The following is a 6,415-nucleotide window of genomic DNA, read 5'->3' on the forward strand; positions in this document are numbered from 1 at the left end:
ATCAATCCGAGGGCGTCGACAGCTCGCTCTCCGCCTCCCGCACGATCATGATGGTCTGCAGCAGGCTGGACGGGTTGACGCTGATCGCATCGATCCCGAGTCCGGTGAGATATCGGGCGATGTCCGGATGGTTGGCCGGCGCTTCGCCGCAGATTCCGACATGCCGGCGGTTGCGCTTGGCGCCCGTCACGGCAAGGCGCAACATCTCGAGCATGCCCGGATCGCATTCGTCGAAATCGAAGGCGACAGTCGCGGAATCCCGGTCGACGCCCAGCGTCAGCTGGGTGAGGTCGTTGGAGCCGATGGAGAAGCCGTCGAACAGCGCCGAGAAGGCGTCGATCCGGATCACGTTGTTCGGGATTTCGCACATCAGATGGATCTCGAGGCCGTACTTGCCGCGCTCGAGCCCGTGCTTCGCCATGGCGTCGAGCACCCGGCGCGCCTCTTCCTCCCGTCGGCAGAACGGCACCATCACGTGCAGATTGGCCAGCCCCATGTCTTCCCGGGCGCGGCGGATGGCCCGGCACTCCAGGGCGAAGCCGTCGGCATAGGCGGGGTGGGCGTAGCGTGACGCGCCGCGGAAGCCGATCATCGGGTTGGGTTCTTCCGGCTCGAAGCCGCTGCCGCCCAGCAGGCCGGCATACTCGTTCGTCTTGAAATCCGAAAAGCGCACCAGCACCGGCTTCGGATGGAAGGCGGCCGCCAGGGTGCCCAGGCCTTCCGACAGCCTCTCGACGAAGAACTCGGACGGATCGGAATAGCCGCGCGCCAGCCGTTCGATCGTCCGGCGGGCCGACTTGGATGCCACGCGTTCCGGGTGGGCGAAAGCCATGGGGTGGCCGCCGATCTGTTCGCTGATGATGAACTCCATCCGCGCCAGCCCGACGCCGGCATTCGGCAGCATCGCCGTGCGGAAGGCGAGCTCCGGGTTCCCGAGATTGGCCATGACAGCGGTGTGCGGCATTCCGATCTCGTCGATCGCGGTGGTCGCCACCTCGAACGGCAGAACGCCTTCATAGACAAATCCCGTTTCGCCTTCGGCGCAGGACACGGTGATCTTGGTGCCCGTGGACAGGACCTGCGTCGCGCCGATCGTGCCGACGATCGCGGGGAGGCCGAGCTCGCGGGCCACGATCGCGGCATGGCAGGTGCGCCCGCCCTGATCCGTGACGATGGCGCCGGCGATCTTCATCACCGGCTCCCAATCCGGGCTGGTCGAACGGGCGACCAGGATCTCGCCGGGCTGGAAGCGCTCCAGATCCTTTCTGTCGGCGATGATGCGGGCCGGGCCGGTCGCGATCCTCTCGCCCACGGCGCGGCCGGTCACGAGAACGCGGCCCCGTTCCTTCAGCAGATGTGTCTCCAGGACCCCGGGTGTGCGTCTCGATGCCACCGTCTCCGGGCGGGCCTGGATGATGTAGAGCCGCCCGTCTTCGGCGTCCTTCGCCCATTCGATGTCCATCGGCGTCGGGTGGCCCGCACGTTGCGAATAGTGGTCCTCTATCAGCATCGCCTGTTCGGCGAGCTGCAGCACCTCCGCATCCGAGATGCAGAAGCGCGCCCGGTCGGACGGCTTCACCGCAACGTCGGTGGTCGTCCCGGCCCCGGGGCGGCCGGCATAGATCAGCTTCCGCTGCTTGCGGCCCAGCCTGCGGCTCAGCACCGTCCGTTGACCGGTGCGGAAGGTCGGTTTGTGAACATAGAACTCGTCGGGGTCGACCTGGCCCTGCACGATGGTTTCGCCAAGGCCGTACACGCCGGTGACGAAGACGACGTCGCGGAAGCCGGACTCGGTGTCGAGGGTGAAGATCACGCCGCTCGAGGCCCGGTCGGACCGGACCATCTTCATGATCCCCACCGAGAGGGCCACCTTGAAGTGGTCGAAGCCGTTGTCGTGTCGGTAGACAATGGCGCGATCGGTGAAGATCGACGTGAAGCAGCGGCGGGCGGCCTCGAACAAGGCGTCTGCACCGCGGATGTTCAGGAAGCTTTCGTGCTGCCCGGCAAAACTGGCGTTCGGGAGGTCCTCGGCCGTCGCGGAGCTGCGGACGGCAACCGCCACACGTGGACCATACTGGTCCTCCAGGCGCCGATAGTTCTCCGCGACGAGACGGCCGATGCGCGCATCCCCCATGGCGTCGTACACGATCCTGCGGGCTTCGGCGGCCCGCTCGGCCAGAATGTCGACCCGCCGCGGGTCTGGTCCGTCGAGGACACGATGGAGTGGATCCCAGGCCCCGGCCTGCGTCAGCACATCGCGATATAGGGCTGCCGTGAGGACGAAGCCGTTCGGGACGGCGATCCCGTCCTGCGACATCGCCGAATAGAGTTCACCGAGCGAGGCGTTCTTGCCGCCGACCAGCGGGACGTCATCCAGGCCGATCGCCTCGAACCAGCGGACATCGGCCTCCGCATGCGGGCTGGCTTGCCTTTGGGCGTAAATTCCGGCCGGCAGCGCCGAGGCAGAGAGCGGACGTTCCATGAGGACTCCTTCGGGAGCCGCCTCCGGGGCGGGGGAGGCGGTGATGCCGGACCAGCGGCGTCAGCACCGCGGCGGCTGCCCTTCGGACCGCTGCGAAGGGAGTTGGAGGGAAGGAGCGGCAAGCTCATCCGCTTCGTCCTCCAGCCACGTCCCGACGACGAGGCCGAATGGGAGGATCAGAGCAACGGTCAGGGCCCAGATTGCGGTCCACATGCGCTTGCCTCCCCGGTCCTAGCGCCGCAGCGCCAATGCGCCGACCACCGCGACGATCAGCAGCATGCCGATGAAAGCCTGGAGGATGCCGAAACTGGGGGCTTCCCGGGCGATGAAGACTGCCGCGATCGCTCCCGCGACAGCGAGGATCAGACGAGCCAGGAACGACATGTTCACCTCCTGCCTGGCGCCACGATGCAGCGATGGGCGAAGCCAGGCCTTGATCCAGGTCAAGATGGCGGAGCGGACTTTGATCGGAATCAAGGCTGCACTGGCCCTGCGGTCCTCATGCTTGGGGATCGGAGGCCACGCCGCGGAGCCGGGCGGCCGCAGCAGGGGTGAAGGGAGAAACCATGACGACTTTGGACTCAAGGGAGCAGGCGATCGAGGCCGCCTTCCAGCACGACGAAGACATGGCGTTCAGGATCCGGACGCGTCGCAACCGCCTGCTGGGCTTCTGGATAGCCGAGCTCATCGGGCTCGCGGGAGCTGCCGCTGATGCTTATGCGGCAGATCTTGTTGCCGCGGGTGTCGAGCAAGGAGAGGGGTCGGCCATCATCCGCGAGGTCCGGCGCGAACTGGGAGCGCACGGTGTCCGGCTTTCAGCGCATCGTCTGGCCCGCAAGATGGACGCTCTGGAGCAAATGGCCCGGCAGCAGTTGGCGGATAAAGCCGGGCCCGCCGCGAAGGGATAGGCCGGCCAACCTCGGCGCGAGCCGCCACCACGGTCGGCATCTCGGTGGCGCGGAGACGACCGCCTTATGCTTGGTCGTCTCGGCGCCCTGCTCCGGCCCGTCGCGTGCTGCAACTCAAAGCGCTCTGCTCTCAGCGCCGATTCGGCAGGCCCTCGGAAGGTGACGCGAGAAGCCGCACTGCTCTTCTCTGGTCGAGCTCACTCCCGACTGCCTGTCACGCCGCTGGTCTGGAGACCGTTGCCACCGCCAGTCGCAAGAATCGTTGGTTGCGTGTCCCCGCAACCAACAATACCCCAAAGCCCTCGTCGCAAGACGAGGGCTTCTTTGCTTTGTGCATCGTCGCCAAACATGCCCTGGCATATCGAGGCTGCGGAGTCGTAGACGAGCGCCGCCTTGACGCCAGCTACCTGCTGTCGCTGCCGGCGTAGGTCACCCGAGCGGATCGCGATCGCGCACGCCGCGGGCGGCGACGGCCGCCACCCGGCCGGGAAACCCTTTGACCAACTCCATGAGCCTGCGATCGAAGCCGCCATCAGGGGCGCGGTCGGCCCAACCCCGACCATCAAGTGCCGGCCGGGACGCGGAGGGTGGAAAGTCGGTGAACGCTGATGCGTTCTGCGGCATTGGTCATTTAATAGGCAGAATGAGAAGTTGCTGATTGCATAAGCAGCGAAATTCGGGGAGTTTCGCGGCTGGCCCGGAACTTGCGTCGCGGCGGATGCAAGGCGAACGCAATCAAGCGCGATCCGGGGGTTCACGATGGCATTGTCGCAGAAGCATTGGGTGATCGGCGCCGCGCTGGCGGTGTCCATGGGGCTGGCGGTGTCGACCGCCGCCCGGGCCGAGGACACCATCAAGGTCGGCATCCTGCATTCCCTGTCCGGCACCATGGCGATCAGCGAGACCACGCTGAAGGACGTCATGCTGATGCTGATCGACGAGCAGAACAAGAAGGGCGGTCTGCTCGGCAAGAAGCTGGAGGCGGTGGTGGTCGACCCGGCGTCGGACTGGCCGCTCTTCGCCGAGAAGGCGCGGCAGCTGATCTCGGTCGACAAGGTCGCGGCCACCTTCGGCTGCTGGACCTCGGTGTCGCGCAAGTCGGTGCTGCCGGTGTTCGAGGAGCTCGACGGCATCCTGTTCTACCCGGTGCAGTACGAGGGCGAGGAAAGCTCGCGCAACATCTTCTACACCGGTGCCGCGCCGAACCAGCAGGCGATCCCGGCGGTCGACTACCTGATGAACGAGGAGGGGGTGAAGCGCTGGGTGCTGGAAGGCACCGACTACGTCTATCCGCGCACCACCAACAAGATCCTCGAAGCCTATCTCAAGGCCAAGGGCGTGGCGCCCGAGGACATCAGCGTCAACTACACGCCGTTCGGCTTCTCCGACTGGCAGACCGAAGTCGGCAAGATCAAGAGCTTCGGGTCGGCCGGCAAGAAGACCGCCGTGGTCTCGACCGTCAACGGCGACGCCAACGTGCCGTTCTACAAGGAACTGGCGAACCAGGGCATCAAGGCGACCGACATCCCGGTCGTGGCCTTCTCGGTCGGCGAGGAGGAACTGGCCGGCATCGACACCGCGCCGCTGGTCGGCCACCTGGCCGCCTGGAACTATTTCGAGAGCGTCGACACGCCGGAGAACAAGGACTTCATCGCCAAGTGGCACGCGTTCATCAAGAACGACAAGCGCACCACCAATGACCCGATGGAGGCCCACTACATCGGCTTCAACATGTGGGTGAAGGCGGTCGAGAAGGCGGGCACCACCGACCCGGATAAGGTGATCGACGCCATGGTCGGCGTGACCGTGCCGAACCTGACCGGTGGCTACGCCACCATGATGCCGAACCACCACATCACCAAGCCGGTGCTGATCGGTGAGATCCAGGCCGACGGCCAGATCCAGACGGTGTCGGAGACGCCGGAGGTCGTAGGCGACGAGTGGTCCGACTACCTCGAAGGCTCGAAGGACCTGATCTCCGATTGGCGCAAGCCGCTCTCCTGCGGGAACTTCAACGTCAAGACCGGCAAGTGCGGCGGGTCGGGGTCGTAATCAAGGGATGGAGGGGAAGCCGGGAGGCGCGGGGGCGCTTCCCGGCATTCAATCGCAGGCTGTGATGATCGGGCTTCGAATGGCCGCAAAGCATTGGGCGGACAGCACAAACCAATCCCCCCTCCCCTTGCGGGAGGGGGGTAGGGGGAGGGGGCTCGTGCCATCAAAGCAGGTCCTTGTCGGATTGTGCAGGCTTGTCCGCCGCGGCCTCTTCGGAGTGCGACGGGCAGCTCGGGTCTTTGCTGCGGCAACCCCCTCCCCCTACCCCCCTCCCGCGAGGGGAGGGGGGACTCTGTTGGTTCTGACTGCTCTGGCCTTTCTCCTGATCCTCCCGCTCCCCGCCCAGGCCGAGATCCCGGCCGAGGTGCTGGCGCGGTTCGCGTCGAGCAACTACGACGACATCGCCGCCGGGGTGGATGGGGTGGCCGCCTCGGGCGATGCGCAGGCGCCGGCGGTGCTGGAGGCGCTGGCCGCCGGACGGCTGATCGCGGCGCCCGGCGCGGTGGCGATCAAGACCGAGGCCGGCGGCTATGTCGACGCCGCCACCGGCGCCGCGCTCACCGAGGCCCCGGCGGGCGGCAAGCCGATCCGGGTCAACAACCGGGTGCGGCGGGCGATCGACGCGGCGATGGGGTCGCTGACCCTGCTGGCGCCCGACCCGGCCAAGCGGCTGGACGCCGCTGCCGCGGTGTTCAAGTCGCGCGACGACAAGGCGCTGCCGGCGCTGGAGGCGGCGCTGGCGCGCGAGACCGATCCGGCGGTGAAGCAGGCCTTCGCCGAGGCCCGCGCCGCCATCCTGCTGGCCAAGGGCGGCGCCGACGACGCGCTGCTGCCGGCGATCGACACTGTCGCCGCCCGCGGCGACCAGGAGGCACGGGCGCTGCTGTCCGGCATCCCGAATCCGTCCCCTGCTGTGGCGGCTGCAGCCCAATCCGCGATCGGCCGGATCGACACCCGGCTCATGATCTGGAAC

The 6,415-nt window shown here is 67.0% G+C and carries 4 protein-coding genes and 1 pseudogene; 3 read left to right on the forward strand and 2 right to left on the reverse strand.

Annotated elements, in window-relative coordinates; genetic code table 11:
* Position 1: 1 nt before the first annotated feature.
* Complete coding sequence (gene ppsA / locus ABDW35_RS06500) at positions 2-2,482, reverse strand: phosphoenolpyruvate synthase (protein ID WP_343713038.1); 2,481 nt, start codon at positions 2,480-2,482, stop codon at positions 2-4.
* Positions 2,483-2,713: 231 nt separating this feature from the next.
* Positions 2,714-2,866, reverse strand: coding sequence for a hypothetical protein (locus ABDW35_RS06505; protein ID WP_343713039.1), 153 nt, complete (start codon positions 2,864-2,866; stop codon positions 2,714-2,716).
* A gap of 182 nt (positions 2,867-3,048) precedes the next feature.
* Here ABDW35_RS06505 and ABDW35_RS06510 point away from each other — a divergent pair, with 182 nt between their 5' ends.
* The 3 genes and pseudogenes from ABDW35_RS06510 to ABDW35_RS06520 all read left to right on the forward strand — a co-directional run.
* On the forward strand, positions 3,049-3,390 hold the full coding sequence (locus ABDW35_RS06510) for an ATPase inhibitor subunit zeta (RefSeq protein WP_343713040.1): 342 nt from the start codon (positions 3,049-3,051) through the stop codon (positions 3,388-3,390).
* Between the two features lie 810 nt (positions 3,391-4,200).
* The gene (urtA, locus tag ABDW35_RS06515; protein WP_343713042.1) at positions 4,201-5,442 is read left to right on the forward strand and encodes an urea ABC transporter substrate-binding protein; all 1,242 of its coding nucleotides are present in this window, start codon (positions 4,201-4,203) and stop codon (positions 5,440-5,442) included.
* Positions 5,443-5,737: 295 nt separating this feature from the next.
* Positions 5,738-6,415, forward strand: a pseudogene (locus ABDW35_RS06520) (urea ABC transporter permease subunit UrtB); the annotation flags it as partial.

The organism is Inquilinus sp., from assembly GCF_039594555.1.
GTDB lineage: Bacteria > Pseudomonadota > Alphaproteobacteria > DSM-16000 > Inquilinaceae > Inquilinus.